Source organism: Aeromonas sp. EERV15 (genome assembly GCF_900079845.1).
Taxonomy (GTDB): domain Bacteria; phylum Pseudomonadota; class Gammaproteobacteria; order Enterobacterales; family Aeromonadaceae; genus Aeromonas; species Aeromonas sobria.
This window is the reverse complement of sequence record NZ_FKKY02000154.1, coordinates 1-442: the sequence shown is the minus strand read 5'-3', so window position 1 is coordinate 442 and position 442 is coordinate 1. Positions and strand designations below refer to the sequence as shown.

The window sequence follows — 442 nt, the reverse complement described above, 5'->3', positions numbered from 1 at the left end:
GTGTTCCCGGCGAGGCCTTCCCGCCCGGGGATGCACGCGCTGCGCCCGCGAGCGGGTCCGGCGTCGTCAGGGTCTTCCCGACGTAGGTTCGCCGCGATGAAGACGCACGAAACGAAAAGCAAATCCTCGATCCCGGCCGGTCGATGCAAAGGGACGTTGCTGGTCAACCTCCGGTCGTTCGTCACGACGAACCGCGACGCAGGGGCATGGGAGCGCCTTGTGACCTCGCTGCACAAGTCAGACCGGGACGTACTTTATCAGCCGCTGCTGCCGAGCAGCTGGTATCCGATCGGCGTCTGGAACCGGGCATTGCGAACGCACGTGCGCTCGGCGAGCGACCAACCCGCCGAGATCAAGCGATTTGCCCGCTACGTCGCGGATCGCGACCTCAATACGGTGATGAAGTTCGCGCTCTCGATCGCGATGCCCGACACGATCGTCG

At 64.9% G+C, this 442-nt stretch carries 1 protein-coding gene; it reads left to right on the top strand.

What is annotated here, in order from left to right; genetic code table 11:
* Window positions 1-96: 96 nt before the first annotated feature.
* Window positions 97-442: hypothetical protein (locus BN4575_RS22965; RefSeq protein WP_218060819.1), on the top strand; the 346-nt coding region annotated here is incomplete at its 3' end.